This window comes from Ralstonia sp. A12, from assembly GCF_000801955.1.
Classification (GTDB): domain Bacteria; phylum Pseudomonadota; class Gammaproteobacteria; order Burkholderiales; family Burkholderiaceae; genus Ralstonia.
Window position 1 is genome coordinate 333,571 of record NZ_JSZO01000002.1, and the last position, 26,908, is coordinate 360,478.

The window sequence follows — 26,908 nt, forward strand, 5'->3', positions numbered from 1 at the left end:
CATCAAGCAGCGGGTTGCAGAAAGCGTTGGATGGAAAAGGCGTCGATGGGTGTGGTGGTGCGGCCCTCGGCGATCAACTCGGCCATGACATCGCCCACACCGGGCCCAAGCTGAAAGCCGGCGCCGGCAAAGCCAAAGGCATGGAACAGGCCCGGGCGACGGGCACTGGCGCCAATCACGGGTTGGTCGTCGGGAAGGTTGCCTTCCGTACCGCTCCAGGTACGGATGATGTGGGCGCCCTTGAGTTGCGGCAGCAGGGCAGCCAGTTGGGGCAACTGGCGCAGGATGGCCACGTGCGATGAGCGTGCGCGCTGATCGTCCAGCACGTAGCCACGCCCGCCGCCGAACACCACATTGCCGCGCCGCACCTGGCGGCAGTAGATGCCGCCGCCTTCCACGCCCAGGCTCCAGGGCAGGAAGAACGGCAGCGGCTCGGTCACGCCCATGGTGGGCGGGATGGTGAACATGGGCACCGGCTCGCCCCATTGCGCCGCAAACTGCGCGGCCCAGGCACCGGCACAGTTGACCAGCACGGGGGCTTTGATCTCCAGGTCGCGGTCATGCTGGCGTGCATGGATGACAAAGCGCGTGCCGTCGTGCTCCACCGATTGCACCGGCGCGTGCTCGCGCACATCGGCGCCGGCAGCCTGCGCGGCACGGGCAAACGCGGGAGACAGCAGGCGCGGATTGGCTTGACCATCTTCCGGACATAGCGAACCGCCGACAACCTGGTCGCCGCCCATCGGAAAGTATTTCTGCAGCGCCGCCCGGCCCTCAATGAGCTGCAGGCCCAGGCCATAGCCCTGGCTGCGCTCGGCGTAGTTGGCCAGTGATTCCATGTCGGCCACGCTGCGGGCGATCTTGAAATGACCGCTGCGCTCGTACTCCGCCTCGGTGCCGATCAACTCGGTCAGGCGCCCCCACAGCTGGTGCGAACGTTGGGCCAGCGGCAACTGCTCGATGAAGCGCCCCTGACGTCGTACGCCGCCAAAGTTGACGCCGCTGGAGCGCGAGCCGCACAGGTCGCGCTCCAGCAAGGTGACGGTCAGCCCGCGACGCCGCAGGAACAGCGCCGTGGCGCTGCCCATGATGCCGCCGCCGATGATGGCCACGTCACACGCGAGTTGCTCACGCATGGTGGTCCTCCGGTTCAGTCGCCTCGGTCACATCCAATGGCAGGGGTTTGATCGGGGCTTGCGCGCGCAGGCGGCCCACCTGTGCGAGCGGAACGGACTGCACGTGCGCAAGAATCTCTGCTGCCGCCGCGCCGCATATGCGGCCCTGGCAACGGCCCATGCCGACCCGGCACAGCGCCTTGAGGCGGTTCAGTTCACGTGCGTTGCATTCGGTTGCCGTCTGGCGCAGCGTGCCGACGGTGACGTTCTCGCAGCGGCATACGATCAGATCGTCGCTGGCGTGCGCGGCCCAGTCATCGGGAAAGGGAAATGCGGTCTCCAGCGCGTGACGGAATCGCTCGATCTTCTGCAGGCGCTGGCGCAACTGCGGTAAGCGATTGGCGTCGACGGGGATCTGGCGATCCTGCAACAGCGCCAGCGCTGCCAGCTCGCCCGAAAGCTCGGCTGCATCGGCGCCCATGATGCCCGCACCATCGCCTGCCAGATACACGCCCGCGACGGAGCTGCGCCGCATGGCATCGATGCGGGGCACATGACAGCGGTGCAGCGTGGAGAACTCGAACGCGCAGCCCAGCAGATCGGCGAGTTGGGTTTCGGGCCGCAGCGCGTACCCCATGCCGACGGCGGAGCACGCGGTGCGCTGTTCGCGGCCGGAGCGGTCTTGCCACACGAGTTGTTCCACTGCTGCATCGCCTTCAGCACGCAACAGTCGCACGCCGTGGTGCATGGGCACGCCGTGCAGCTTGAGCCAGGCGACGAGCGCCATGCCCTTGGCCATGACCGCAGGCTGGCCCAGCATAGCCGGTGCGGCCTTGTAGCGCGCGGCGGCGGGTGCCGTGTCGAGTACCGCCACCACCTTCGCGCCCGCCTTGGCGTACTGACACGCCACCAGGTACAGCAGGGGGCCGGTGCCGGCAAACACAACGGCATCGCCAATCGCACAGCCCTGGTATTTGAGCGCGACCTGCGCGCCGCCCAGCGTGTAGACCCCCGGCAGCGTCCAACCTGGGACGGGCAGCACGCGGTCGGTGGCGCCGGTGGCGACGATCACATCGCGCCAGGGCAGGCTGCGGACCTCGCGCGTGGGCGCATGCAGCAGGTCGAGCAGATCGGGCTGTGCATTCCACACCAGGGTTTGCGGGTGGTAGTCGAGCTGGGGACGGATGTGGTCGAAGGTGGCATGCACGGCTTGCGCACGTTCGGCCTCGGTGCCGTACAGCTCGGCGGCGGTGCGGCCGAAGCCTTCGGGTTGGCGGCGGTAGATCTGGCCGCCGGAATGCGGCGCCTCGTCCAGCACGATGGGTTTGAGGCCATGCGCGAGCAGGGCCTCGGCAGCGCGCACGCCCGCGGGCCCGGCACCGATGATGACGGGCTGCAAATCCTGCTGTGCCAGACGCTGCAGTGTGGGAGCCGCTTGCACCATCACACGGCTCCCTCAATGTTGGTCGGCTGCGTGCAGATGTGCATGCCGGGCTCGATCATGGTCTGACAGGCGCGCAGCGATTGGCCATCGGCCAGACGCACCCAGCAATCCTGACAAGCGCCCATCATGCAGAAGCCGGCACGCGGCTGTTGGCTGAATTCGTTGATGCGCAATTGGCGCGTGTGCGTAAGCACCGCCGTCAGCACGGTGTCGCCCGCCAGGGCTTGCGCGGGCTGGCCATCCAGCACGAACGCCACCGTGGGGCGATTCCGCTCTTTGAGGCGCTGGAGCTGCGCGTGTGCAGAGGGATTTGCAGGAGCAATCATCGTGGTCTCTGTCTCAATGCTTGCCGATCAGAATGCGGTCCAGGCCGTAGACCTTGTCCAGCAGCAGCATCAACGCCAGCGTGAGGAAGACGATCAGTGCCGAGACGGCGGCCATCATCGGGTCGAGCGATTCCGTGGCGTACATGTACATGCGCACCGGCAGCGTGACGGTGGCAGGCGACACCACGAAGATGGACATGGTCAGCTCATCAAAGCTGTTGATGAAGGCCAGCAGCCACCCGCCCGTGATGCCCGGCAGGATCATCGGCAGCGTCATGCGTCGGAACACCGTGAAGCTGCTCGCGCCCAGCGAGTAGGCCGCGTGCTCGACCGTGTGGTCGAAACCCACGAGCGCCGCCATCACCAGCCGCATCGTGTAGGGCGTGACGATCAATGCGTGCGCGAAGATCAGCCAGCCGAAACTGCCTTGCCCACCCACCAGCGAGAACATGCGCAACAGCGCCACGCCCAGCACGAGGTGCGGAATGATCAGCGGCGACAGAAACACGCCTTGCAGGTACTGCAGGCCCGGCGCCCGAAAGCGGACGATGGCCATGGCCGCCGGCACCGCCAGCGCGGTAGACAGCGTGGCAGCCGCCAACCCCAGCCACAGACTGTTCCAGAACGACTGCACGAAGTCGGGGTGATGCAGCACCTGGTCAAACCAGCGCAGCGAGAAGTGGCTGGTCGGCAGCGTGAGCGTTTCTTCAGGCGTGAAGGCGACGATGCACACGATCACCAACGGGGCCAGCATGAAGGTGATGACAAGCGCGTTGAAGATGAGCGCGAGCGGTCCGTTCTTTTGCATGTGCGCTCCCTTAACCCAGCGTCTTCTTGTAGCGGCCTTCGATCATGCGGTTCCAGCCGAGCATGATGATCAGGTTGGCTGCCAGCAGAATCAGCGCGATGGCCGCGCCCAGCGGCCAGTTGAGTTCGTTCAGGTATTCGTCGTAGATGAGCGTGGCGACCATCTTCACGCGTCGCCCGCCCAGCAACCCCGGAATGGCGAACGAGCTGGCCGCCAGACCGAACACGATCAGGCTGCCCGACAGAATGCCCGGCATGACCTGCGGCAGCACCACGCGGCGCAAGGTGGTGAAGTGTGATGCGGACAGCGACAGCGCGGCGTTTTCCACCCACGGGTCGAGCTTCTGCAGAGAGGTCCACACCGGGATCACCATGAACGGCAGCATCACGTGCACCAGCGCAATCACCACGGCCGTCTCGTTGTACAGCAGCTTGACCGAGCCAATGCCGATGGCCTTGAACGCGGCGTTGATCAAGCCTTCGGGCCCGAGCAGCATGCTCCAGCCGAATGCGCGCACCACCACCGAAATCAGCAGCGGCGCCAGAATCACGAGCAGAAAGATCGAGCGCCAGGGTTTGCCCATCCGGCTCAGGATGTAGGCCTCGGGCGCGCCGATCAGGATGCACACCAGCGTCACCAGTGCCGACACGCGCAGCGTGCGCCAGAAGATTTCGTAGTAGTACGGGTCCTGCACCACATGCAGGTAGTGCGCGAACGTGAAGGTGCCCGGGACAGGCCCCTTGTCGGCATCGAAGACGTTGAAGGACAGGATCACGCTCAACGCCAGCGGCACGAACAGCATCACGGCAAACAGAGCCAGCGCGGGGCTGGTCATGCTCCATGGCACCCAGGTGGGTCGTCGGCTCATACTGCCACCTCCACACTTGTGTCGGTCAACTTAGCGACGTGGTGTCGGTGGCTGGCGGCATTCGCGGCCGTGCGCATCCCCGCTGCGCGGGGCCCCTGCTTACTGCTCATGCCGCCTCCCCAGCCCCAATCACGCGCACATAGCGATCCTGCCAATCCACACCCACGGTCTGGCCTACGTCGCAGGGTGCGGCGCCATCGTTGACGGCCGACACCAGCATCGCGCCCAGCGGCGTATCGACGGTGTACATCCACTGATTGCCGAGGAAGAAGCGTTCGGTCACGCGGCCTTCGCAGCGGCCGGTGCCGTCTGCGGTGCAGGTCATCTTCTCGGGGCGCAGTGCCAGTACGACGTTGCTGCCCACGCGCGTGCCTGCCGGCAATGCCACGTGGACCGACCCCACCGCCGCGCGAACCTCGCCGTCGTGGCCGGACACCACCGAGGCATGCAGCAGATTGGCCTTGCCGACAAAGGTGGAGATGAACGCATTGCGCGGGTGCTCGTATACCGCCAGCGGCGTATCCACCTGGGTGATGCGCCCGGCTTCCATGACGACCACGCGATCGCTGATCGACATGGCCTCGGCCTGATCGTGCGTGACCATGATGGTGGTCGTGCCCACCTTGCGCTGGATCTCGCGCAGCTCGAACTGCATCTCTTCGCGCAGCTTGGCATCGAGGTTGGACAGCGGCTCGTCCAGCAGCAGCACCGGCGGCTTGATGACCAGCGCGCGTGCCAGGGCCACGCGCTGACGCTGCCCGCCGGACAGCTCACGCGGGTAGCGGTCAACGTGCTTGTCCAGGTGCACCAGCGCCAGCGTCTGCATGGCGCGCTCGCGGCGTTCGGCCGCCGGGCACTTGCGCATCTCCAGGCCGAATTCCACGTTCTCGCGCACCGTCATGTGCGGGAACAGCGCATAGGTCTGGAACACGATGCCCAAGCCACGCGCGTTGGTCTTGGCCCGGGTGATGTCCTTGCCGTCCAGCTCGATGGTGCCTTCGGACACCTCGGCAAAGCCCGCAATCATTTGCAGCGTCGTGGTCTTGCCGCAGCCCGACGGGCCCAGCAGCGAGACGAATTCGCCCTTGTGCACGTCCAGGCAAAAGTCTTGAACCACCCGGAGGTCACCGTACTGCTTGGAGACATGGTTGAGGCGCAGAAAGCTCATCGGTCATCCTTTGCGACAGGGGGTGTCGCAGGCTTCTGTATCTGAACAAGTTGGATATGCTATTGCAATGCGTGTGCCAAGACATCGATTACAGCTAGGTGTATACGCTGTAGTTGGAATATTTCTCTTATTTATTCCGATTGGCGGAATACAATCGAACCAACAAATTCACTCCATTCCAGCTTCATGTCCTTCGATTCCGACGACGATGCGCATCAGCGCAGCGCCATGCACCGCACCTTCCAGATCCTGCGCACCATGGCGGAGCAGCAGCACCAAGGTGTGCGCGTCACGTACCTGGCCAAGACGCTGGGGATGACCCCCGCCACGACGCACCGCTTGCTGCAGGGCCTGACGCAAGAGGGCATGGTCGAGCAGGATCAGCAGAACAAGCTCTATCGGCTGAGCCTGGACTTGTTCTGCCTGGCGGCCCAGGCGGGCGCTGTGAACGATCTGCGTTCGGTGGCCCGGCCAGCTTTGCTGCGCCTGAATGCCAGCCTGGGCGATACGGTGCTGCTGCTGGTGCGTTCGGGCTTCGATGCGGTGTGCCTGGATCGCGTGGAAGGGCAGTACCCGATCCGCACCTTCACAGGCGATGTGGGCGGCCGGATTGAACTGGGCGTCGGCCAGGGCGCGATGGTGATCCTGGCGCACCTGCCCGAGGCCGAGCAGGAGGAGGTGCTGCGCTACAACCTGCCCCGCATCCGCCACTACAGCGTGTACGACGAGGTCTACCTGCGCTCCGAAGTCCGCAAAGCCCGTGAACAGGGCTACAGCGCCAAGACGGATGGGCTGCTCGAAGGCATGGCCGGCCTTGCGGTGCCGGTGTTCGATCGCAATGGCAACGTGGTCGCCGCGCTCTCGGTGGGCACGTTGGCCAACCGCCTGAGTGCCGACCGCCTGCCCATCGTGTACGACATGCTGCTGCGTGAGGCCAACCGGCTGACCACGCAAATCAACCCGTTTGATCCGACGCTGCGCCGCCCCATGCAATCCATGGCCGTGAGCGATACCTATCGAGCGATCTGACTTGGCGATCTTTTGAGCACGCGGCCCGGGTTCATCAAGCCCTGCGGGTCGAGCGCTTGTTTGATGGTGCGCATCAACTGCAGGGCCACCGGCGTCTTGTAGTGGGGAAGGTGGTCGCGCTTGAGCGCGCCAATTCCGTGCTCTGCAGAGATCGAGCCACCAAAGCGGTGGACGGATTGGTACACCGCGTCCCCAATCGCCGCCTCATGCGCGGCAACGAACGCCGTCGCATCCGCACCCAATGGAGCCTGTACGTTGTAGTGCAGGTTCCCATCGCCCAGGTGCCCGAAGTTGATCAGGCGTAGCCCCGGTGCCAGCGCCTGGAGCTGCGCGTCGGTCTGTGCCACAAACTCGGGGATGCGCGATATCGGCACCGACACATCGTGCTTGATGTTGCGCCCTTCGGCCGCCTGCGCCAGGGTGATGCTCTCGCGGATGTGCCACAGGTCATGCGCCTGGCGGATGTTCTCCGCGATGATGGCGTCGGTCACGATGCCGTCTTCCATCGCCGTCTCCAACAGGTGTTCAAACTGAGCCCTGGCATGCGCTTCGGATTCACTGTCGGACGCTTCCAGCAAGACACACCATGGCGTCTCGCGCCACATCGGCACCCGCAGATGCGGGTAGTGTGTGTCGACCAGCCTGAGCCCTTCTTGGCCCATGACTTCAAAGCCCGTGAGCGCCGCCGACAGATGCCGGTGCGACAAGGCCAGCAACGCTGTGGCCGCCTCCAGCGAAGGCACGGCCGCCCACGCCGTCAATTGCGCCGCCGGCTGCGGATACAGGCGCAGCGTGGCCGCCGTGATGATGCCCAGCGTGCCTTCGCTGCCGATGAACAGGTTGCGCAGGTCGTAGCCGGTGTTGTCCTTGCGCAGGCCTTGCAGGCTCTCCAGGACTTGCCCGTCGGGCAGCACGACTTCCAGCCCGAGGCACAGCTCGCGCGCGTTGCCGTAGCGCACCACCTGCGTGCCGCCCGCATTGGTCGCCAGGTTGCCGCCGATAGTGCAACTGCCTTCCGCACCCAGGCTGAGCGGAAACAGAAGCCCAGCCTCGCGCACCACTTCCTGAAGCGATTGGAGTACGCAGCCGGCCTCTACTGTGACCGTCATATTGGTGGCGTCGATGGCGCGCACGGCATGCATGCGGCGCAGACTCAGGATGACCTGTTTGCCACTGGCATCGGGCACCGAGCCTTCCACCAGACCGGTATTGCCGCCCTGGGGCACGATCGAGACACCGGCGTGCGCACACGCGCGCACAACGTCAGCCACTTCCGCCGTGCTGCCGGGGCGCACCACGCACAGCGCCCTACCGTGCACGCGCTGGCGCCAATCGGATTCGTATTCGGCGCAGGCATCGCCGGTCAGCACATGGGCGGCGCCCACGATGCCGTGCAAGGTGGAGATCAGGTTTTCGGGTGTCATGGCGATGAAGGGAAAGCGTTTTCAGCGCGAGGCCAGCGCCACCGCAGCCGCCAGCCGCTGCACGGCCTGCTCGATCTGCGGCACATCGGGCGCGGCGAACGACAGGCGCATGGTGTTGAGTTGCGGCGCGTCGGGGTAGAACGCCTTGCCGGGCACGTACAGCACCTGCTGCGACACGGCAGCGTCAAAGAGGGCTTGTGGGTCGATGGACGGCGCGAACGTCGCCCAGACGAACATGCCACCCGCCGGCGGCGCACATTGCACGCGACCATCGAGTTGGGTTGCGATGCCGTGCACCAGGGCGTGCATGCGTCGCTGATATTCGCTGCGGGCGCGCTGCACCGTGGCCGGATAGCGACCGCTTTCCAGATAGCGTGCTGCCACCATCTGCGCGAGCGGAGAGGTACACAAGTCCACCGTTTGCTTGGCGACAGTGCAACGGCGTAGCAGGCTGCTGTCGGCCAGCATCCACCCGATGCGCAGGGCGGGAGCGACGGTCTTCGACAGGCTGGACAGGTACACCACCGGGTTCACGCCGCCGCCGGCCAACCGGTCACCCACCGAGCGTAGCGTTGGGGGCATGGGCGGTGTGTTGCCGTCCTGCGCATCGAAGCGCAGTTCGCCGTAGGGGTCGTCTTCCACCACCCAGAAGCCGTAGGTACAGGCCAGTTGCACCAGGGCTTCGCGCCGCTCGGTCAGCAACAGCGTGCCTCGCGGGTTGGAGAAATTCGGCACGGTGTAGAGCAGCTTCGGGCGCTGTGCAGCGGGCAACTGAAGCAGCAGTTCGGCCAGTGCGTCGGTCTGCAGGCCGTGTTCGTCCATCGGCACGGGCACGATGCGCGCTTGCGCCAAGCGCAGGGCTTGCAGCGTGGCAGGGTAGGCGGGCACTTCCACCAGCACCGTATCCCCCGGTTCGGTCAGCACGCGCACCAACAGGTCGAACGCTTGCTGCGAGCCCGTGGTCACCATCATCTGTTCGGCGCTGGCCTGGATGCCGCGCTCGCGCATCAGCGCTGCCAGCGCTTTGCGTAGGACCGGCAGCCCTTCGGTGGCGCCGTACTGCAGGGTTTGCGCATCGCCCGACATGGCTTGGGCGGCGGCCTGCGCCAGCCCTTGCGCATCAAACAGGCTGGGCGACGGATAGCCACCGGCCAGCGAGATCATTCCCGGTTGGCTGAGGTACGGAAACAGCTCGCGGATGGGCGAGCCGGCTGGGTGCGCGAACACGGCGGCAAAGGCCGGCATGGCGAGGTCAGTCATGCGGCATCCATAGCGGGCGTGCCGCGCAAGACGGCGCGCACCTGATCGATGGAGCGCTGTTGCGCAGCTTCGTACAGTGCGATTTCATCGTGCACGCGCGCACCCAGTGCAGCTTCAAAAGCCTGCTGTGCGGCGTGGGCTTGATACTGCTTCTGTTCTTCGCCGCCCAGGTTGGATTGGAAGATGCCTGCCGCACTTACCGGCAGGAAATCTTCATACGTGATCGGGTCGGCCTGTACGCAGCCCTCGGCCAGCAGTGCATCCAACGAGGCATCGGCCGCCACTGTCTCAGCCTGCGCCCGACCCGATGCCGTGAGCGTGTAGCGATAGAACGCCAGCCCTTGCGCGCGCAGTGCCTCATGCGTATCCGGGAATGCGCGGAACACCTGCGCCAACCGATGTCCATAGTCTGGTGCGGCACTGCCGGCGCCGCCCATATCACGCACCTCGGCCAGCAATTGGTCGTACAGCGCACGGCCCTTGCGCGTCAGGGCGACGCCGCGCTGCTCGATCTCACCAAAGCGCGCTGTGTGGGCGCCGACATTGTCTGTGAAGCGCACCGCTTCCTGCAGTGCCTTGAAGCTGGTCTGACGCAGCAGGATGGGGCAGTCGCGGCGCGGCGGGCCTTCCACCACGTCCTTGGCGTCCATGCCGCGCGCGGGCATGGCAGCTTGCGCGTCGTCGATGTCGAGCGTGCGCGGCGTCAGGTGGTTGATGTGGGGGCCGCGGAAGCACACCACGTCGGCCACCAAGCGGTGCGCGGCTTGCAGCGCGCGATACGTCTCGGCGTCGACCGTGGCGGTGCTGTGCCAGCGGAAGGTCTCCAGCGCTTCGCGTACGAAGGCGTTGGCGTCAGCGTCGGTCAGGCCGCCGTCGGCCTCGCACTGGGCGATCAATTCCAGCACGCGCGGCGTGAAGATCTGGCGGCGCGCCAGGATGGCGGCGGCCTTGTCGCGCAGGGCAGCATCGGCAATCAGTTCAAGCCGCAGCAGCGACGTGAACACGCGGAACGGGTTGGCCAGCAATGCTGCATCGCTTACTGGCCGAAACGCCGTGGAGTGCACAGGCACGCCCGCCACCGACAGGTCGTAGTAACCCACGGGCTCCATCCCCATGACAGCAAACAGCCGGCGCAGCGTAGCCAGCTCGGCCGCCGTGCCAACGCGGATGGCGCCGTGGCGTTCCACATCCAGCCGCTCCAGTTCGCCTGACTGCGCCATCTGTGCGCGCAACGCGGGCTGGGTGCCCAGCGTGTGCGCGTTGATGTCGGACACCAATTCGACCAGGGTGCCGTACTGCGGCACTTCCTCGCGATACATGGCCGACATGGCGCGCGCAAAGCGCGTACGGATGCCGTCTGCCTGGACGAAGTTTGCAGCCTGGGGTTGATGCGTTGCGCTCATGACTGGATCGGGTTTGCCAAGGTTGGAGCGATATTGGGGTGGAGGTTGTGCGCCGGTCAAACGATAATCCGGGCATAGTTCATTCCAAAATAGAATGAACTATCCGATTTCCACATCGCCATCCCGCTGATCGCCATGTTTCCGTCACGCCGCTTTCTGCCGCCGATGTCCCTGCTTTGCGCGTTCGAGGCTGCCGCGCGCCACCAGAGTTTCACGGCCGCCGCCGCCGAGCTGCACCTGACGCAAAGTGCCGTCAGCCGCCAGATTCGCGCGTTGGAAGACCGTCTTGGGGCAGAGCTCTTTGTACGCGAGCGCCAGACCGTGCGCCTGAACCCGGCGGGCCAGGCGTATGCGGAGGAGATCCGCGGCGCGTTGATGCGCATTGCCAGCGCCACGGTCGGCCTTCATGCCAATCCGCAGGGCGGCAGCCTGAATCTGGCCATCTTGCCCACCTTTGGTACCCGTTGGCTGGCACCACGCCTGCCACAGTTCTTTGACGCGCACCCCGGCATCACCATCAACCTGACCACGAGGCTGTCGCAGTTCGACTTCCAGTTGGAGGCGGTGGATGCGGCCATCCATTTTGGTCCGCCGGATTGGCCCGGGGCGGAACTCGCCCTGCTGATGAGCGAAACCGTCATCCCCGCATGCAGCCCGGCGCTGCTGGCCCGCTATGGCTTTGCGCAGCCGCACGATCTCCTGCGTGCGCCGCTGTTGCACCTGGCTTCGCGCCCGGATGCCTGGTCACGCTGGCTGGCCAGCCATCAGGTGGATCATGTGGATAGGGCAGAGGCCCAAGGCATGTTGTTCGACCAGTTCGCCACCGCCGCACAGGCCGCCGTTGCAGGCTTGGGCGTGGCACTGCTGCCGCGCTTTTTGATCACCCACGAGTTACAGCAGGGTGATCTTGTGCGAGCGTTGCCCCATGTGCCCGAGATGGAAAGCGCGGAGCGCTACTACCTCGCCTGGCCCACCAGCCGGACCGACTATCCGCCGCTGCAGGCCTTGCGGTCATGGCTGGTGCAAGCGGCGCAGGACTTCACGCAAGCACAAGTTGCCGAGTGACGCGCAGCGCTGTTGTGGGCGGCAAACAGTGCATGACGCGCCCATCACTGTTCTGTAAAGTTCGCAGATCGCATTGGCCAGGGGTGCCCAGCACCCGGTCGATGGCACAACGCAGGCTCACGTCATCTCGCTCATGTCCATCCAACACGCACTGCTGACCTCCTTGCTGGAAAAGCCCTCGTCGGGCTACGAGCTGGCCCGCCGCTTTGACAAGTCGATGGGCTATTTCTGGAGCGCCACCCACCAGCAGATCTACCGCGAGCTTGGCCGCATGGCCGAGGCCGGTTGGGTCAGCGTGGAAGAAGAGGAAGACGGCCGCAAGAAGACCTACACAGTCCTGCCGCCGGGCCGTGAAGAACTGGCGCGCTGGGTGTTGGAGCCGACGGTGTCGTCGGACAACCGTGAAGAGGTGCTGGTGAAGCTGCGTGCCGAGGCCGTGATCGGGCCGCTCGGCTTTATCGACGAGATGCAGCGTTTGATTGAGCAGCACCGCACGCGCTTGAGCACGTTTCGCGAGATCGAGCAGCGCGATTTCACGCGCCCCGATCTCACGCGCGCGCAGCGGCTGCAGCATGCGGTGCTTCAGCGCGGCATCGTTTACGAAGAAGGCTGGCTCGCGTGGGCAGACGATGTGCTGCCGTTGCTGGAGCCAGCCTCTGTGACGGCCTAATGGCCTGAATGGCCTGACGATTTAAACCGTTGCCTTGGCGCCTGCCGGGGCGCGCAGCGCCTCGATGGTGTTCAGGCGACGGCGTGCCACTTCAAACTCCTCGGCAAAGCGCTTGACGAGTTCTGCCGCCGGTACCACGCGCTTGACTGCGCCCACGCCCTGGCCAGCGCCCCAGATGTCCTTCCACGCCTTGGCCTTGGCGCCGCCGCCCGAGCCGAAGTTCATCTTGCTCGGGTCCGATTCCGGCAGCGCTTCCGGGTCCAGGCCCGCGCTTTCGATACTCTTGCGCAGGTAGTTGCCGTGCACGCCCGTGAACAGGTTCGTGTAGACGATGTCGCTGGCGGTGGATTCCACGATGGCCTGCTTGTAGCCCTCGATTGCATTGGCTTCTTCCGTGGCAATGAAGGCCGAGCCGACATAAGCCAGGTCTGCACCGGCGGCCAGCGCTGCCAGAATGGCATTGCCGTTGGCGATGGCGCCCGACAGCAGCAGCGGGCCGTCAAACCATTCACGAATCTCGTGGATCAGCGCAAACGGCGAGGTCGTGCCCGCATGGCCACCCGCGCCCGCAGCCACGGCGATCAGGCCATCTGCGCCTTTCTCGATCGCCTTCTTAGCAAACTTGTTGTTGATCACGTCGTGCAGCACGATGCCGCCGTAGCTGTGCACCGCCTGGTTCACGTCTTCACGCGCGCCCAGCGAGGTGATGACGATGGGCACCTTGTACTTCACGCACAACTCCAGGTCGTGCTCCAGGCGGTCGTTCGACTTGTGCACGATCTGGTTGACGGCAAACGGCGCAGACGGCTTGTCCGGATGCTGCGCGTCGTATTCGGCCAGTTCGGTGGTGATGCGCTGCAGCCAGGTTTCCAGCAGCTCGATCGGGCGTGCGTTGAGCGCCGGGAACGAGCCGACCACGCCTGCTTTGCACTGGGCGATCACGAGGTCAGGGTTGGAAATGATAAACAGCGGCGAGCCCACGACGGGCACAGACAGGCGGTTTTGCAGGATCGGGGGCAGCGACATGGCAGTCTCCGTTGGAAATTGTTATGGAATCGGGAAGGGGGGGAGCGACGCGGGGTGCTCAGGCCTCAGCCTTGAGCAGCGCGAGCTTGTCGGCCAGCTTGGCACCCATGGCGGCGCCCAGCGCTTGCAGGCCGGTTGCCGGGCGAACCATGACCTCGAACTCGACGATCTTGCCGCTGTCATTGAAGCGGATCATGTCGATGCCCTTGAGCGATTTGCCGCTCACGTTGGCACTGAATTCGAGCACCACGCTCAGCCCGTCATCCGTGGCGAAGCTGCGGTGGTACTGGAAGTCTTCAAAGACCGTGTTGACGGTGCGCAGCACCAGCGTGGTGGCAGTGCGGCCCGGGTAAGCCGTGTGCGCCACGGGCGAGCGGAAGACGACTTCGTCGGCGAACAGGTCGTCGAGTGTGTCCATGTTGCCGCTCTCGATCATGGCGTGCCAGGCGTTGAGCGTGGCTTGCGACGAGGCGGACAAGGTGGCAGGAATCGGCTGGGTCACGGTGTCTCCTGGATAGGAAGTGCAACAGATTGCATCAGCGTGGAGGCAACATAGCACAGCACCTATCACTATGCAACAAGTTGCATAGTGTGCCGATTCGAATAAAGTGATCTTTCAGCCGCCTGTATGATCGGGGTGCTGCGCACGTACCACGATGACGGTGCGGCGCGACAGCTTGACCGTGCGCTCGGCCACGCTGCCCAGCAGGATGCGCGACAGCCCGCTCCGGTTTTGCGAGCCGACTACGATGGTGTCCGCCTGCCAGCGCACGGCTTCATGTTCGAGGGCGTTGCCGATGTCGTCGTCAGTGGAGTCGAGCATCAGGATGCCGGTCTCGACGGCAACGCCGGCGCCTTCCAGCGTACGTTGCAGTTCGGCGAGGGAATGATCGGCGGTCTGGTGCTCGGTGTCGCGCAGCTTGTCGACGCTGTAGATCTCGCGCGACTCCGGCATGGTCGGCGAGCCGATTGCCCAGACCACGCGTACCTGGCCGCCGAATGCCTGGGCAAGTGCCGCAGCTTGATCGACGGCCTGCCGCGCTTCCTGGCTGCCGTCAAAACCGGCGAGGATGCGTTGATACATGGGGCGCTCCGGGTGTGAGGATGCGTCCACTGTAGCAGCCCTGTTTGACGCCGCCCATGCCCGCTGTGCGCATGCGTTTGCGTCGCATCAAGTCTTATCAAGCCTCGCTGTCGGCGTGTACGGGGTGCGCCAGCAGCAAGTCCAGCAGCGCCTGCGCTGCCACCGACAGGCTGCGCCCATCGCGGCGGATCACGTACAACGTACGCACCAGCCCCGGTAGTGGCAGCGGCCGCACCACCAGCTCCGGCAAGCGGAACTGGAATAGCGCCAGCGCAGGGATGACGGTAATGCCCAGATTGGCCGCCGCCAGCGCGGCTGCGGTGGCCAGGTGCTCGACCTCCATGCCGCTGCGCAGCTTGGTCGGGTGCAAGGCCGCATCGAGGTATTGCCGGATGCTCGTGTTGCGCGCGAGGTGGATGAACGGCGCATCAACGAGATCGCCCACGCCCAGCGCAGGCTTGCGCGCGAGCGGGTGATCCTGGTGGCAGACGAGGTGGAAGTCGTCGGTGCAGAACGGTTGTGCCGTCAACCCGGCCATGTCCGCACCGATGGCGGCAATGGCGAAGTCCGCCGCACCGCGCCGGACCATGTCGATGCACGGGTCCGACAGCAAGTCGTGCAGGGCAAGCTGAATGCCCGGATGCCGCGCAGAAAAATCCGCCAGCACACGTGGCAGGATGCCTGCCGCAATCGACGGCAGCGCAGCCACGGTGACGCGCCCGGTGCGCGCGGCGGCGCGGTCGCGGAGTTCGGCAAAGGTGGCTTCGAAATCGGCCAGCAGGCGCAGGGCCGATTCGGCAAACGCTTCGCCCTCGGGTGTCAGCTCAACGTGGCGCGTGTTGCGGTCAAACAGGCGTACGCCGGCATCGGCCTCCAGGTTCTGGATCAGTGCGCTGAAGGCAGATTGCGACAGATGGCAGGTCTGCGCCGCCTGCGTGAAGTTCTTGTGCTCGCGCAGCGCGGCAAAGGCGCGGAGCTGCTTGACGGAGAGGTTCATACCAAGCCGCTGCGCACGGTGCGGTCAGCCGATGGGTGTGCAGAGTTCCACGAGCGTGCCGTCGGGGCAGCGCACGTAGGAGACGGTCTGGCCCCAGGGTTTGATTTGCGGCACTGCGATTTCCGTCGCTCCGGTGGCTATCGCGTGACGATGCGCTGCCTCGACATCGGGCGTGATGAAGGCCAGTTCGATGCCGAGGGGTTTGTCGGACTGGCTCGCATAGACAAAGCCGGCCGGCGAGTGCGATTCGGCCAGTTCGCGCGCGGCAAAGGCGAGGGTGGTTGCACCGGTTTCGAGTTCGCCGTAGTCGTTCGTTTCTGCCAGGAAGCGGCGCTCAAATCCAAACGCGGCTTCAAAGAACGCCAGCGATGCCGGCACGTCTGGCACATACACGATGGTGTATCCGAACTTCATCTGCGTCTCCCGTCTAGCGATGGGCGCATCTTAGTCCGGAATCCTTAGCGTCAGCAGCGCGCTCGACAGCGATTTGCCATGCGCATCCAGCGCCAGCGAGCGCGTCACGCCGCCGGCCAGCGCGCCGTGCAGCACGAAGTTGAGCGCGCCGAGTTGCGGCAGCACGTAGCGTTCGACATCGCCGCGGACGAGTTCTGCAAAATGCGCGCGCACGCGCTCCGCCGTCACGTGTTGCTCCAGCACGGCAAAGTCTTCTGCGCGATGGGCGATGACGGACAGGCACGAGATGTCGCCCTTGTCCCCGGCACGGGTGTGGGCGAGGTCGTGGAGTGTGCGGGGCATGTCAGCTCTCCAGAATGTGCACGGCGTGCGGGGCCAGCTCGGCGGGGATCAACGTCGAAGCCACGGCGATGATCTCGCGCGCGCTCTTGGTGGCGCCGCCGCCGCCGGAGGGGCCGCAGGTGAGCAGCGTTTCGACTTCGTTGCCGATGCGGATGGCTTCGGCCATCGACTCGGTGCGGGCGGCCACGCGCACGCGCACTTCGTACGGTTCTGCATCCGCGCGGGAGAGAGCCGAGCCGTGCAGCGCATCCACGCCGATCAGCTCGAAGCGCGTTTCCGTCATCTGCACGCCCGTGAGCGCTAGCCGTTCGCGCACGATGTCGAGTGCCAGCTTGCCGCGCGCTACCGCGTTCGGGCCGGCATAGCTGATCTGGCCCTCGCCAATATAGCTGTCGAGATAGCCGATCGAGACCTTCAACTGCCCGGTGCGCGGCGCACCCGTTGCGCCTTCGATGACGACACGGTCAGCGCCATCGGTGTGCATGCGCACGTTGGAAAAATCCGCGACGACATCGGGAGTGAGGTAGCGCGCCGGGTCATGAATCTCGTACAGCAACTGCTCCTTGCACGTGGCCTCTGTGACGAGGCCACCGGCGGTGGGCACCTTGGTGATGAGCACGGAACCGTTTTCGCCGACTTCGCCGATGGGGAAGCCGAGGTGCGCGAGGTTGGGGACGTCCTTGATGCCAGGATCGGCAAAGTAACCGCCCGTGATTTGTCCTGCGCATTCCAGCAAGTGCCCGGCCAGCGTGCCGCAGCCCAGGCGGTGCCAGTCGTCCATGCGCCATCCAAATGCGTGGACGAGCGGCCCGAGTGCCAGCGCGGGATCCGCCACGCGCCCTGTGATGACGACATCCGCTCCCTGCGCCAACGCATCGGCGATGCCCTGCGCGCCGAGATACGCATTGGCCGACACCATGCGCGCGCCGAGCGAGGCGACGGGTGCACCGCCGTCCATCAGCGTGAAGTCGTGGCCGCGCGTTTGCAGCAGGTCGAAGACATCGTCGCCAGTCACGGCTGCCACGCGCAGCTTGAGACCGAGTTCGCGGGCGATGTCGCGCGTGCGTTCAGCGGCGGCCTGCGGGTTGGCCGCGCCCATGTTGGTGACGACGCGGATGCCGCGTGCCGCGCACGCCGGTAACACTGCCCGCATGCGTGCTTCGAGCAGCGGGTCATAACCATGCGATGGGTCTTTGCGGCGCACCTGCTGCGCGAGCGCGATGGTGCGCTCGGCCAGGCATTCGAACATCAGCACGTCGATGTCGCCGTGCTCTGCGAGCTCGAGCGCCGGTTCGATGCGATCACCCGAATAACCGGCGCCGCCGCCGATGCGTAGTTTCTTCATGCCATCACCACGGAAGAACGCCCAGCACCACGGCTGCCACCGTCATCAGCAGCGTGGCGCCAAACAGGAAGGGGATCGAGAATTTCTGGTGGTCTGCCAGATCAATGCCGCACAGGCCGACCACGAGGAAGGTCGCAGGCGTGAGCGGGCTGACCGGGAAGCCAGTGGTCATTTGGCCGAGCACGGCGGCTTGCGCCACGTGCACTGGCGCCACGCCCAGCATCTTCGACGCTTCTGCCACGACGGGCAGCACACCAAAGTAGAACGAATCCGGATCGAACAGCAGCGACAGCGGCATCGACAGCACGCCCAGCACCACCGGAATGTGGTGCGCCATGGCGGGCGGGATGAAATCGACTGCCGTCTTCGCCATCGCCGTCAACATGCCGGACTTGCTCATGATGCCGGTGAACACGCCTGCGGCCAGCAGGATGCTCGCCATCATCAGCGCGGCCTTGGCATGGGCATCCACGCGCTGGCGCTGCTGATCCACATTTGGGTAGTTAATGAGCAACGCGGCCACCACGCCGAGCATGAACATCACCACCGGATCGACCTTGCCGCTCACCATCACGCCCATGACCACGACGGTGAGGATGAGGTTGACCCAAAAGTTGCGAGGGCGGCGCAGTGCCTGTTCGGCATCAGTGAGCGGGCGGGCGACGACTTGCGTAGCGCCGCCGTGGTTGGCGAGGCCCAGGCGTTTCTCCTCTCGCTTGCCCAACAGCCACGCGCACACGAACACAAAGACGAGCCCCGCGATCTGCACCGGGATCAGCGGGTTGAAGATGTCCGTCACCGGCATGTGCAGTGATGCGGATGCACGGATCATCGGCCCCGTCCACGGCAGGAAGTTCACGCCGCACGCCATCGACGTCACGCACGCCAGGATGCGGCGGTCCATGCCCAGCCGGTCATACAGCGGCAGCATGGCCGGAATGGTGATGAGAAACGCCACCGCGCCCGAGCCGTCCAGGTGAATCAGCAGTGCCAGCAGCGCCGAGCCCACCACGATGCGCGGCGGGCGGCTGCCCACCGTGCGCAGGATGCGGTCGATGATCGGGTCCAGCATGCCGGCATCGGTCACGATGCCGAAGTACAGGATGGCGAAGATGAACATCCCCGCCACCGGCGCCACATCCTTGATGCCGCCGATGATGAACTTGCTGGTGTTGAGCCCGAAGCCGCCCACAAGCGCGGCGATGACGGGAATGGCGATGAGCGCAACCAGCGGCGACATGCGTTTGGTCAGGATGACGACAAACAGCGCGACGATGGTCAGCAGCCCGAGCAGTGCGAGCATGGTCTCCTCCGAGTGCTTGGATTCGGAATCCCTGTTGGCGGGATTTATGGTTGGGCACTGTAGAAGCTGCCGATCTGCCTGTGAAACAGAATATTTGGATGAATTGTGCGGTACTGTCGATAAGTGACGCAGGCGCCGCCCAGCAAATCCCGGCAGAATGTGACGCGTTCCAACCCGATGCTGGAGACCTTGTGCGTACCGCCCCGACTGTCTTGATCCTGCCCGGCTGGCAGAACTCCGGCCCTGAACACTGGCAATCGCGCTGGGAGCGCCTGCATGGGGATCGCCGTGTCGAACAGCGCGAGTGGTTCACGCCCAAGCGTGCCGACTGGGTAGCTGCACTGGAGGCTGCCGTGAGTGCCGCCCCGGGCGATGTTGTGCTGGTGGCGCACAGCCTGGGTTGCGTGCTGACGGCGCATTGGGCGGCGGCCTCCGCCCACATGGCGCGTGTGTGCGGTGCCTTGCTGGTGGCGCCTCCGCAGCTCGGCCGTGAAGATTCGCCGCCCGAGCTGGCTGACTTCCAACCGGTGCCGCAGCAGCGCCTGCCGTTTCCCGCCACCCTGATCTTCAGTACCAACGACCCGTTCAGCGATGCCGCCTGGAGCCGCCACCAGGCCGAAGCCTGGGGTGCGGCGCCGATCGATCTGGGTGCGCGCGGCCACATCAACGCGGAATCGGGCCTGGGCGATTGGCCGGAAGCCCGTGCCATCGTCGCTAAGTGGAGCAAAAGCCCCATTTGAGATGAGGGCTTGACCCTAAAGCTTCTTCAGGGTTTTGAATGGAGGCATGAAATCAGATCTCGCCTCCGCCATGCCTTCCCACGACCACGCCGCCAAGCCGGAAGCGTCCGGCTGCGGCGGTTGCTGTGGCCACGATCACCCGGTCGCTCGGGAGACCTCCCACAAGGCGCATGACCACGACCATGCGCACGACCACGGTCATGACCATAGCCACGCGCACGAAGCCGCAGTGCCCATCGCGCCTGTGGATGCTGCTGCGCTGGCCCGTGCCAAGGGGCGCACGAAGATCCGCATCCAGCAGATGGATTGCCCGACTGAGGAGCGCATGATCCGCGCCAAGCTGGGCAGTGCCGACGGCGTGGTCGCGCTGGATTTCAACCTGCTTGAGCGCCATCTCACCATCCACCACACCGTTGACGACGTGACGCCGTTCCTGGAGGCGCTGCGCGCCATCGGCATGGATGGCGAGGTACTGGAAGAACATGACCGCGCTGTCGCAGCGGCCGAGCCCACTGGCATTTCACGCCGCACCTGGCTGCTGGGTATCGGTGGCGTGGCGGCGTTTGGCGCCGAGGCCATCGCATGGTCGCTGGGCGATCACGCTTGGCCGGTGCTGGCGCTGGCACTCGCTTCCATCGCACTGGCCGGCGGGCCGACGCTGCGCAAGGGCTGGATTGCCGTGCGCGCGCTCACCTTCAATATCAACTTCCTGATGGCGGTGGCCGTGATCGGCGCACTGCTGATCGGCAAGTGGGCCGAAGCGGCCATGGTGATCTTCCTGTTTGCCGTGGCGGAAGCCATCGAGGCGCGCGCACTGGTGCGTGCCCGCGATGCCGTGCGCGCACTGACCGCTATTGCGCCTGACACCGCTGAGTTGACCGATGGCAACGGCGGCTGGCGTGATGTGGCAGTTGACACCGTGGCTATCGGCGCGCGCTTGCGTGTACGCACGGGCAGTCGCGTGCCCGTCGACGCGCGCATCGTCAGCGGCCGCGCGGCATTGGACGAATCGCCCGTCACCGGCGAGAGCCTGCCGGTGGAGAAGGCCGCCGGCGACATCATCCTCGCCGGCACCATCGTGACCGATGGCGTGATCGAAGCCGAAGCCACGGCCGTGGCGGCCGACAGCACGCTCGCGCGTATTGCCGGGGCCATTCAAGAAGCGCAGTCGCAGCGCGCACCGACGCAGCGCTTCGTTGACAAGTTCTCCTCCATCTATACACCCGCAATGATGTTGCTGGCGCTGGCAATTGCTGTCGGTGGCCCGCTGGTGACGGCGGACGGCTGGCTCACGTGGACGTATCGCGCGCTGGTGCTGCTGGTGATCGCCTGCCCGTGCGCATTGGTGATCTCCACGCCGGTGACGGTGGTCAGCGGCCTGGCCGCAGCGGCCCGGCGCGGCATTGTCGTGAAGGGTGGTGTCTATCTGGAAAGCGGCCGGCGCTTGCGTGCGCTGGCGCTGGACAAGACTGGCACGCTCACCGCTGGCCGCCCGGTGCTTGATGCCGTCGTGCTGCCCGGTGGCACGCGCCGTGCCGTGGCCGATCTCAACGCCGCGACGGATGACGCTCACCTGCGTGCGCTGGCGGTGGCGGCCGCGCTCGACGCCAACACCACGCACCCCATTGCCGTGGCCATCGTGCAAGCGGCCGCCGCGCATGGTGCGGTGGATGCTGGCGCGGTGGAAGATCTGTCCGTGCTGCCGGGCCGTGGTGTGGCCGGCACGCTGGGTGGTGTGCGTTGGCACCTGGGCAATGCGGCACTCGTTGCCGAACGCGGCTTTGATACGTCAGCCTGGCGCGCTGCTGCTGAGGCGTTGCAGGCCGAAGGCATGTCCGCCGTCACGCTGTGCGACGCGAGCGGTGCCGTGGCGCTGTTTGGCGTGCGTGATCGCGAGCGCCCGGAAAGCGCGCAAGCCATCGCCGATCTGCGTGCGCTGGGCGTGCAGCCCGTCATGCTCACCGGTGACGACCGCCGCGCCGCGCAGGCCATCGCCAAGACCGTGGGCATCGACGCCGTTCACGCCGAGCAGCTCCCCGCCGACAAGCAGCGCGTGGTGGGCGAACTCGCGGCGCAGCATGGCTTCGTCGGCATGGTCGGTGACGGCATCAACGACGCACCGGCCCTGGCACGTGCCGACATCGGTTTCGCCATGGGCGCGGCCGGCACGGCCACCGCACTGGAAGCGGCCGATGTGGCCATCATGGACGATGACCCGCGCAAGCTCGCCGGCTTCATCCGCATCAGCCGTCGCACGGTGGCGGTACTGCGTCAGAACATCGTGCTGGCGCTCGGTATCAAGGCTGTGTTCCTGGCGCTCGCCGTGATGGGTGACGCGACGCTGTGGATGGCGATCTTTGCCGATGTGGGCGCGAGCCTGCTGGTGGTGTTCAACGGGCTGCGGGTGATGCGCACGCGCGTCTGAGGGCTGACGTCAGACGGCGCGTGCGCGGGGAGGGCGATCAGCGCAGGCCGGTGATGCGCGCGTCCTTGGGGTAGGTGACGAGGTAGTCGGCGGAGAAGCGGGCGTTTTCACCCGGCTTGAGCGTCTGCTGCCAGGCAATGATGCCGGGACGCTGTTCCCACTCGCGCTGCGCCGGCTCGGGGTTGAAGGCGGCGCGCACCTTGATGTCTTCGGTCTGGCTGACCGGCATCGCTTCCAGAATCTCGATGCGGATCGGATCACGGTGCCGGTTACGCACGGTATAGAGCGACGCGTACTGGCGCTCGTTGCGGTTGTCGAGCAGCCCGACGCTGCGGTTGAAGGTCTTGGGCGCATCTGCGGTGACGCTCACCAGATCATCGCGGCCGAAGGGCAGGGCCAGGCGCAGGTCTTCACCGGCCGGATTCCAGAGCGTGGTGCCTACCGTGGCGCCATCGCGCCGCAATTGCATCTGGCCGGCGGGCCAGACGCCATCCGGGCGATCGATTGTGGCGATCAGGTAGGCCGCGCTGTCCAGGCGCGGGGTGCTGCGGGCGGTCAGCGTGGCGGGAAGCGCTTGTGTCGCCAGCGAGAACGTGGCTTTTTGCGCGTCTGAAGGCAGCTCCACCGTGCCGGGTACTTCGAATTCGGTGGCGTAAGAGGTCTCGACTGTGCTGACGTCGAAGAGCGGGGCGTTATCCTCGGCGTTTCTACCGAGTTTCAGCATAGGGGCTGAAGGTGACGGCATCGCTGCAGGCGCTGCCGCTACCGGATAGGCGCGCTGAGCGGCGGGCTGCGGCTTCACGATGTCGAGTTGCCACGTGAAGGGTTCGGGGCCGCGCTGCGCACCCCGCGGTTGCCCCGTCGACAGGCGCAGCCGCACGCCGCGCCAATCTTCTCCCGTGGCCTGCGCGATGGTGGCTTGCCGTTCGATGACAATGTTCGAGCGCGCCGAATCGAGACTCGCCTGGTAGGCAGGCCGCCAGCCCGCATTCGGCGTCTGGTAGCTGATGCGCAGTTCGCCGCCACGCGGTGCGGCTACCGCAATCCGGATCGTCCGCAGTGTCTCTCCTGAACCGCCTCCGCGCGTCAGTCGCAAGGCGTCGAGCTGGCTCTTCAGTTCGGCATCGCGCTTCTTCAACTGCTCCTGGCGCGCAAAAACCTCTTGTGCGGTGCGGGTGAGCGCATCGGTGGATTTCCCCAGCGACGAGAAGTCCGTGGCCGGCGCACGACCATCGTTGGTGGTGCGCTCGCTGATCACCTTCAGGTAGTTGGCGGACAGCTCGTTGGCTCGCATCTGGGTATTCACCGTAGTGCGCTGATCTTCTAGTGCACGGATTTGCGTATCCAGCGCCGTCATCGCGCAGCCGGGTGCACCTTCGCGCGGCACGCTCTCGGTCCGGATATCGCCCACGCGGATCGCGTTATCGCTCTCCACGCGCAGACTTTGTGAATCAAATGTGCTGGGCAGGCACGTCAGCTCGACGCTACGCGCGCCGGGCGCAACGGTGGTCGTGCGCACAACGGTGGCGCTGTCCGGATACAGCGTGACATCGGTAATGCGCGATGGCGCCGCATGCGCTACTACGGCGGCAGCCATCGTGAGCGCGCCAAGCGCCAAGCGTTGTTGATGCAGAAAATACGTTGCCGGTTTCGTCTTCATCCGCCCCACCCACATGTCGTGAAATGCGGCGAGTATCGCACGTCAAAGTGACGTGCACGGCGGCGGAAAAGACAGGTCAGCGATGCACGCCGCGGATGTGCCGATGCGCGTGTTCGCCCTCGCCATGGTCATGGTTGTGACCGTGATGCGGGGTTGCAACGGGCTCTTCGTGCAGCGATTGCAGCACGCCGCATTCCGCCACCGATGCTGCCGTCGTGCAGCGCAGCCCGATCGACTCGATCTGGCGCTTAAGTTCGGTCAGCTCCGCAATGCGCGCTTCAACGTGGCGCAGGTGCTCGTCCAGAAGATTGTTGATCTCTTCGCACGAGGCCTGCGGGTTGGTTTGCAGTTCCAGCAGGCGGCGGATCTCGGTATGCGCCATGTCGAGCGACCGGCACTTCGCGATGAAGGCCAGTTGCTCGGCATGCTCAGGCGTGTAGACGCGATAGTTGTTGGCGGCGCGCGCCGGCGGGGGCAGCAGGCCCTGCGCTTCATAGAAGCGGATGGTCTCGATGCTGATGCCCGTGCGCTGGGCGAGCTCGCCAATTTTCATATGCGTTGCAAAGCGGTGTTAGAAAACGGTCGGTTCAGCAGTGGCTGCTTCAACGCCAGCGACTTTCAAGCAGGCGTCCATGCAGGCGCGGCAGGCAGTGGCGCAGGCGCTGCAATGGCCTTGGCCGTGATGATCGCATTCTTCCGCACACTGGTTACAAATCTCGGCGCAGTCTTCCAGCAGCAATTCCGCAAATTCGCTGTTGCGTTCCAGGAACCTGCGCGTGATGGTGCAGTATTCAGCGCAATCCGTGCACAGGCTCATGCAGCGCGCCATGGCTTCAGCGTGGCCGTTCTTGCCGGATTCCGTCGCGCAATGCTCGCAAGCGGTTTGGCAGGCATGAAGCGCCTGAATCACACTGGCAAAACGCTTGGCATTGTCTTTCGCGGTCGGACGAGTGGTCATATCGGTTCTCCTTTGGCAGTGGACGTGCACGCTTGCGCGTTTCGGAAGGGATGCGCCCAGGCGTGGCCCGGGCCGCATCTCTCCAATTTAGCAACTGGCGCTCCACTGCGTGAGGCCGACCTGCACCTTATGCCGTTTGCGCCGCGCTCTTGCCGCTGCGCAGCATGCCCTTGCCGGCCCGGGCGATCAGGCGGTTCACGCCGCCCACCACTGCGCGGATCGACGCGGTGGTCAGGTTGGCATCCACGCCCACGCCGAACACGCTGCCGGCCACACCTGGCGCGGCCATTTCTGCAAAGGCAATGGCATCGGCGTTGGCGCCCTGGCCCAACGCACGCTCTTCATAGTGGTGGACCGACACAGGTGCCGCCAGCACGTGCGACAGCGCATGCACCAGCGCATCCAGCGGCCCGTTGCCGGTGCCTTCGCAGATGTGCTCGTGGTCATCGATGTTGACCACCAGGCGGATGTGCTGGCTGCCGTCGTCCCGCTCGGTCAGCCGGTGTGACACGTAGCCGACGGCACCGTCCACGCGCAGGTAGGTTTGCTGGAACAGCGCCCAGATGTCTGCACCGGTGACTTCACGGCCGCTTTCGTCGGTCAACTGCTGAACGGTGCTGCTGAACTCCACCTGCAGGCGGCGCGGCATGGCAACGCCGTAGCCGGATTCCAGCAGATACGCGATGCCGCCCTTGCCCGACTGGCTGTTGACGCGAATGATCGAGTCGTACGTGCGGCCCACATCGGCCGGGTCGATCGGCAGGTAGGGCATCTCCCAGAGCGCATCGGGTTTTTGCACCGCAAAACCCTTCTTGATTGCATCCTGGTGCGAGCCCGAGAACGCCGTGAACACCAGGTCGCCCACATACGGATGGCGCGGATGCACCGGCAACTGCGTGCAGTCTTCGCACGTGCGCGCCACGTCATTGATATGCGAGAAATCCAGCTCCGGATCGATACCCTGCGAGTACAGATTCAGCGCGAGCGTGACGAGATCCACGTTGCCGGTGCGCTCGCCGTTGCCGAACAGGCAGCCTTCCACGCGGTCGGCGCCAGCCATCACGGCCAGTTCTGCTGCGGCCACGGCGGTGCCGCGGTCATTGTGCGGATGTACGGACAGGATGATCGAATCGCGGCGCGCCAGGTTGCGGTGCATCCACTCGATCTGGTCGGCGTAGATGTTGGGCGTGGCCATCTCCACCGTGGCAGGCAGGTTGAAGATGATCTTGCGCGCGGGCGTCGGCTCCCATACTTCGGTCACCGCGTTGCAGACCTCCAGCGCGAATTCCAGCTCTGTGCCGCTGAAGACTTCCGGGCTGTACTGATACGTCCACTGCGTCTCGGGCATCGTCTCCGCAATCTCGCGGATCAGCTTGGCGCTCTGCACGGCAATGCGTTTGACGCCTTCGCGGTCGGTGTTGAACACCGTGCGGCGGAACACCGGTGCAATCGCGTTGTAGAGGTGGATGATGGCCCGCTTGGAACCACGCAACGATTCCATGGTGCGACGGATCAGGTCTTCACGCGCCTGCGTCAGCACTTCAATGGTCACGTCGTCGGGAATGTGCCCGCCTTCGATCAGCTCGCGCACGAAATCGAAGTCAGTCTGGGAGGCGGCGGGGAAGGCGGCTTCGATTTCCTTGAAGCCGATCTGCACGAGCATCTTGAACATGCGCATCTTGCGCTCGGCGTTCATCGGCTCGAACAGGGCCTGGTTGCCATCGCGCAGGTCCGTGCTCATCCAGATCGGAGCACGGGTGATGGTCTTGTTCGGCCAGGTGCGATCGGCGAGGGCGATTGCGGGGAAGGGGCGGTACTTGGTGGCAGGGTTTTTCAACATGGTGTGGATGTCCTGTGAGATCGAGATCGGGTGTGTACGTCGAGGACGACCGCGCGGGCGGCGTCCGGCGTGGCCGGGTGAGCAGTGTTGGCGTGGCGGCCAGACAGCCACGGGCGCGTGGTCTGGCTACCGAGCGGTAGTCGTAGCGAAAGCAGGATCGAGGTGGGCATGGGAGGCTCCAAATCGGCGAACGG

26 protein-coding genes are annotated in these 26,908 nt (G+C 65.3%); 5 read left to right on the forward strand and 21 right to left on the reverse strand.

Going from position 1 to position 26,908, the window contains the following annotated elements; all coding sequences use genetic code 11:
• Positions 1–2: 2 nt before the first annotated feature.
• The 6 genes from PI87_RS05880 to PI87_RS05905 all read right to left on the reverse strand — a co-directional run bounded on the left by PI87_RS05880 (position 3) and on the right by PI87_RS05905 (position 5,729).
• The gene (locus PI87_RS05880; protein WP_039596736.1) at positions 3–1,136 is read right to left on the reverse strand and encodes an NAD(P)/FAD-dependent oxidoreductase; all 1,134 of its coding nucleotides are present in this window, start codon (positions 1,134–1,136) and stop codon (positions 3–5) included.
• Positions 1,129–2,559, reverse strand: coding sequence for an FAD/NAD(P)-dependent oxidoreductase (locus PI87_RS05885; RefSeq protein ID WP_052321420.1), 1,431 nt, complete (start codon positions 2,557–2,559; stop codon positions 1,129–1,131). Before PI87_RS05885 ends, PI87_RS05880 begins: the two co-directional genes overlap by 8 nt.
• Positions 2,559–2,885 carry a (2Fe-2S)-binding protein gene (locus PI87_RS05890; RefSeq protein WP_039596737.1) on the reverse strand — a complete coding sequence of 109 codons (327 nt, stop codon included), beginning with the start codon at positions 2,883–2,885 and terminating at the stop codon, positions 2,559–2,561. Before PI87_RS05890 ends, PI87_RS05885 begins: the two co-directional genes overlap by 1 nt.
• A 13-nt stretch (positions 2,886–2,898) precedes the next feature.
• Positions 2,899–3,693 (reverse strand): ABC transporter permease, encoded by a 795-nt coding sequence (locus PI87_RS05895; protein ID WP_039596738.1) that lies wholly within the window; start codon positions 3,691–3,693, stop codon positions 2,899–2,901.
• Positions 3,694–3,703: 10 nt separating this feature from the next.
• A complete protein-coding gene (locus PI87_RS05900) occupies positions 3,704–4,561 on the reverse strand; it encodes an ABC transporter permease (RefSeq protein WP_039596739.1) in 858 nt (285 codons plus the stop codon).
• Positions 4,562–4,667: 106 nt separating this feature from the next.
• Positions 4,668–5,729 carry an ABC transporter ATP-binding protein gene (locus PI87_RS05905; protein ID WP_039596740.1) on the reverse strand — a complete coding sequence of 354 codons (1,062 nt, stop codon included), beginning with the start codon at positions 5,727–5,729 and terminating at the stop codon, positions 4,668–4,670.
• Between the two features lie 186 nt (positions 5,730–5,915).
• On the opposite strand from PI87_RS05905, the gene PI87_RS05910 reads away from it, so the two are divergent.
• On the forward strand, positions 5,916–6,758 hold the full coding sequence (locus PI87_RS05910; protein ID WP_052321421.1) for an IclR family transcriptional regulator: 843 nt from the start codon (positions 5,916–5,918) through the stop codon (positions 6,756–6,758).
• On the opposite strand, the gene PI87_RS05915 is transcribed toward PI87_RS05910, so the two are convergent.
• The 3 genes from PI87_RS05915 to hglS are packed head-to-tail and all read right to left on the reverse strand — an operon-like array spanning position 6,743 to position 10,845.
• The gene (locus PI87_RS05915; protein ID WP_039596741.1) at positions 6,743–8,182 is read right to left on the reverse strand and encodes an FAD-binding oxidoreductase; all 1,440 of its coding nucleotides are present in this window, start codon (positions 8,180–8,182) and stop codon (positions 6,743–6,745) included. The genes PI87_RS05910 and PI87_RS05915 overlap by 16 nt on opposite strands.
• A gap of 21 nt (positions 8,183–8,203) precedes the next feature.
• Complete coding sequence (locus tag PI87_RS05920; protein ID WP_039596742.1) at positions 8,204–9,442, reverse strand: aminotransferase-like domain-containing protein; 1,239 nt, start codon at positions 9,440–9,442, stop codon at positions 8,204–8,206.
• Positions 9,439–10,845 carry a 2-oxoadipate dioxygenase/decarboxylase HglS gene (gene hglS, locus PI87_RS05925; protein ID WP_039596743.1) on the reverse strand — a complete coding sequence of 469 codons (1,407 nt, stop codon included), beginning with the start codon at positions 10,843–10,845 and terminating at the stop codon, positions 9,439–9,441. The genes PI87_RS05920 and hglS overlap by 4 nt, the downstream gene beginning before the upstream one ends.
• Before the next feature lie 135 nt (positions 10,846–10,980).
• On the opposite strand from hglS, the gene gcvA reads away from it, so the two are divergent.
• Both gcvA and PI87_RS05935 read left to right on the forward strand, forming a co-directional pair.
• The gene (gene gcvA, locus PI87_RS05930; RefSeq protein WP_039596744.1) at positions 10,981–11,910 is read left to right on the forward strand and encodes a transcriptional regulator GcvA; all 930 of its coding nucleotides are present in this window, start codon (positions 10,981–10,983) and stop codon (positions 11,908–11,910) included.
• A gap of 133 nt (positions 11,911–12,043) precedes the next feature.
• Positions 12,044–12,580, forward strand: coding sequence for a PadR family transcriptional regulator (locus PI87_RS05935; protein ID WP_039596745.1), 537 nt, complete (start codon positions 12,044–12,046; stop codon positions 12,578–12,580).
• A gap of 21 nt (positions 12,581–12,601) precedes the next feature.
• On the opposite strand, the gene PI87_RS05940 is transcribed toward PI87_RS05935, so the two are convergent.
• From PI87_RS05940 to PI87_RS05975, 8 genes are all read right to left on the reverse strand, one after another.
• Positions 12,602–13,606 carry an NAD(P)H-dependent flavin oxidoreductase gene (locus tag PI87_RS05940; RefSeq protein WP_039596746.1) on the reverse strand — a complete coding sequence of 335 codons (1,005 nt, stop codon included), beginning with the start codon at positions 13,604–13,606 and terminating at the stop codon, positions 12,602–12,604.
• A gap of 58 nt (positions 13,607–13,664) precedes the next feature.
• Positions 13,665–14,108 (reverse strand): nuclear transport factor 2 family protein, encoded by a 444-nt coding sequence (locus PI87_RS05945; RefSeq protein WP_039596747.1) that lies wholly within the window; start codon positions 14,106–14,108, stop codon positions 13,665–13,667.
• Positions 14,109–14,222: 114 nt separating this feature from the next.
• On the reverse strand, positions 14,223–14,690 hold the full coding sequence (locus PI87_RS05950; protein ID WP_039596748.1) for a universal stress protein: 468 nt from the start codon (positions 14,688–14,690) through the stop codon (positions 14,223–14,225).
• Positions 14,691–14,787: 97 nt separating this feature from the next.
• On the reverse strand, positions 14,788–15,687 hold the full coding sequence (locus PI87_RS05955; RefSeq protein ID WP_039596749.1) for a LysR family transcriptional regulator: 900 nt from the start codon (positions 15,685–15,687) through the stop codon (positions 14,788–14,790).
• Between the two features lie 24 nt (positions 15,688–15,711).
• Positions 15,712–16,101 carry a VOC family protein gene (locus PI87_RS05960; RefSeq protein ID WP_039596750.1) on the reverse strand — a complete coding sequence of 130 codons (390 nt, stop codon included), beginning with the start codon at positions 16,099–16,101 and terminating at the stop codon, positions 15,712–15,714.
• 30 nt (positions 16,102–16,131) lie between these two features.
• Complete coding sequence (locus PI87_RS05965) at positions 16,132–16,443, reverse strand: AtuA-related protein (protein ID WP_039596751.1); 312 nt, start codon at positions 16,441–16,443, stop codon at positions 16,132–16,134.
• 1 nt (position 16,444) lies between these two features.
• Positions 16,445–17,788 (reverse strand): acyclic terpene utilization AtuA family protein, encoded by a 1,344-nt coding sequence (locus tag PI87_RS05970; RefSeq protein ID WP_039596752.1) that lies wholly within the window; start codon positions 17,786–17,788, stop codon positions 16,445–16,447.
• Positions 17,789–17,792: 4 nt separating this feature from the next.
• Positions 17,793–19,091 (reverse strand): CitMHS family transporter, encoded by a 1,299-nt coding sequence (locus PI87_RS05975; protein WP_039596753.1) that lies wholly within the window; start codon positions 19,089–19,091, stop codon positions 17,793–17,795.
• Between the two features lie 191 nt (positions 19,092–19,282).
• Here PI87_RS05975 and PI87_RS05980 point away from each other — a divergent pair, with 191 nt between their 5' ends.
• Complete coding sequence (locus PI87_RS05980; protein ID WP_039596754.1) at positions 19,283–19,831, forward strand: RBBP9/YdeN family alpha/beta hydrolase; 549 nt, start codon at positions 19,283–19,285, stop codon at positions 19,829–19,831.
• 46 nt (positions 19,832–19,877) lie between these two features.
• Positions 19,878–22,256, forward strand: a complete 2,379-nt coding sequence (locus PI87_RS05985; RefSeq protein ID WP_039596755.1) for a heavy metal translocating P-type ATPase — start codon at positions 19,878–19,880, stop codon at positions 22,254–22,256.
• A gap of 37 nt (positions 22,257–22,293) precedes the next feature.
• Here PI87_RS05985 and PI87_RS05990 read toward each other — a convergent pair whose 3' ends face one another.
• The 4 genes from PI87_RS05990 to leuA all read right to left on the reverse strand — a co-directional run bounded on the left by PI87_RS05990 (position 22,294) and on the right by leuA (position 26,714).
• The gene (locus tag PI87_RS05990; protein WP_039596756.1) at positions 22,294–23,916 is read right to left on the reverse strand and encodes a DUF4139 domain-containing protein; all 1,623 of its coding nucleotides are present in this window, start codon (positions 23,914–23,916) and stop codon (positions 22,294–22,296) included.
• Between the two features lie 76 nt (positions 23,917–23,992).
• Positions 23,993–24,469, reverse strand: coding sequence for a Cd(II)/Pb(II)-responsive transcriptional regulator (cadR, locus tag PI87_RS05995; RefSeq protein WP_039596757.1), 477 nt, complete (start codon positions 24,467–24,469; stop codon positions 23,993–23,995).
• An 18-nt stretch (positions 24,470–24,487) separates the two neighbouring features.
• On the reverse strand, positions 24,488–24,874 hold the full coding sequence (locus PI87_RS06000) for a four-helix bundle copper-binding protein (RefSeq protein WP_039596758.1): 387 nt from the start codon (positions 24,872–24,874) through the stop codon (positions 24,488–24,490).
• 127 nt (positions 24,875–25,001) lie between these two features.
• Positions 25,002–26,714 (reverse strand): 2-isopropylmalate synthase, encoded by a 1,713-nt coding sequence (leuA, locus tag PI87_RS06005; RefSeq protein ID WP_039596759.1) that lies wholly within the window; start codon positions 26,712–26,714, stop codon positions 25,002–25,004.
• Positions 26,715–26,908: the final 194 nt, after the last annotated feature.